At 57.6% G+C, this 1,362-nt stretch carries 2 protein-coding genes; one reads left to right on the top strand and one right to left on the bottom strand.

Features of this window, described 5'->3' with window-relative positions; translation table 11 throughout:
* Window positions 1-762 (top strand): pyridoxal-dependent decarboxylase (locus AC1DPR_RS31955; RefSeq protein ID WP_477818027.1); only part of this gene is annotated, 762 nt, incomplete at its 5' end.
* Window positions 763-872: 110 nt separating this feature from the next.
* Here the strand turns inward: AC1DPR_RS31955 and AC1DPR_RS31950 are convergent.
* Window positions 873-1,362, bottom strand: a 490-nt coding sequence (locus AC1DPR_RS31950; protein WP_477818026.1) for a DUF2252 family protein, incomplete at its 5' end; no start/stop codon positions are given.

Genomic DNA, 1,362 nt, shown 5'->3' with positions numbered 1-1,362 from the left:
GGAGAAGATGATGACATTCAGGCCATCCACGACTGGCTGGATGACTACGAGCGGCGCACGGGCATTTCGGTTCCGATGCATATTGACGGAGCTTCGGGCGGCTTTGTGAACCCTTTTCTGTATCCCGACTACAAATGGGATTTCCGTCTGCCACGGGTGTTATCGATCAATGCCTCGGGCCATAAGTATGGGTTGACACCTCCGGGGCTCGGATGGGTGATTTTCCGTGAGCGCAGGATCTTCAACGAGGAGCTGGTCTTCTATGTGAACTATCTGGGAGGGGAGATGCCCACGGCTACGCTCAACTTCAGCCGCAACGCATTTCAGGTCGCCGTGCAGTACTACCTTTTCCTGCATTTGGGCTTCGATGGCTATCGGCGGATCATGAAGCACACCTTAGACAACGCTATTGCGCTGCGCAAGGTTCTCGTCGAAAGCGGGTACTTCGACATCATGAACGAGAGCCAGCGCATCCCGGTGGTTGCCGTKACSCTSAACAAGAAGATYAMGAATTTCAACGAATTCGAYGTCTCGAAYRAGGTMAGGGAGCGSGGCTGGGTWYTSTCGGCCTAYWCGATGCCGCCGAAYGCGGAGKCGGTRACGAGCCTGCGCGTTGTCATCCGCCCACATATCAATYACACCGTGGCGATGTTGCTCGCGCARGAYATCGTCAAGGCCTGCCAATACCTSGAAARGAATGGCGGCAATGCGAAACCGCCAGTTCTCCATGCAAGAGAGAGAACCACGCCAGTCAAATGCTAGTTCAGAAGCGGATGGCTCGGGCCCATTGACCCCCTTTGGGACCTCATTCTCGCCGCGCCGTGTAAAAGTGCCCGGCGCGGGAACAAATCGACAGCAAGTGCATTGCCAACCTATGCGTCTTCCATGTTCGCCTCTATGCGTCCGTCCCGGATGGCCGCCAGGAAGGCTCGGTAGTCGCCTCGATTCTGCGAGCAGTACTCTGTGGAAAACTCGCAGATTGCGTCGTCGAACGTTTGGCCGGAACCCATATATCCGGCGATAACGGCGGCGTCCCCAGAGCGCGCATGGGCGCGCGCCAGCGCGTGGGCACACATCCTTCCATATTGGCGAAGCATGCCAGTGTCCCAGTCCTCGATCACCGCACCGAGCTTCATGTCGCGCAACTGTCGCACGTAGAAATCGCGGCCATTCTTGCCTCGTGTCCATCCAAGAAAGACGTCGCTGGCGGACTGCATAAGGCGCTGTCCGGCGACGACACGCTCGCCATGATTGCCGTACAGGCTCGAGCCAGCGTACGGCTCCAGCACTGATTGCCTGGCTTCCTTAACCTGCAGGAAGATTGGGTCGTTATCGGATGCCAGGAATAGGGCGACCGCGCAC

It is taken from the genome of Rhizobium sp. 01T417, assembly GCF_056398905.1.
Note: the sequence above shows the minus strand (reverse complement) of the source record. Positions and strands in the feature narration are given on the sequence as shown.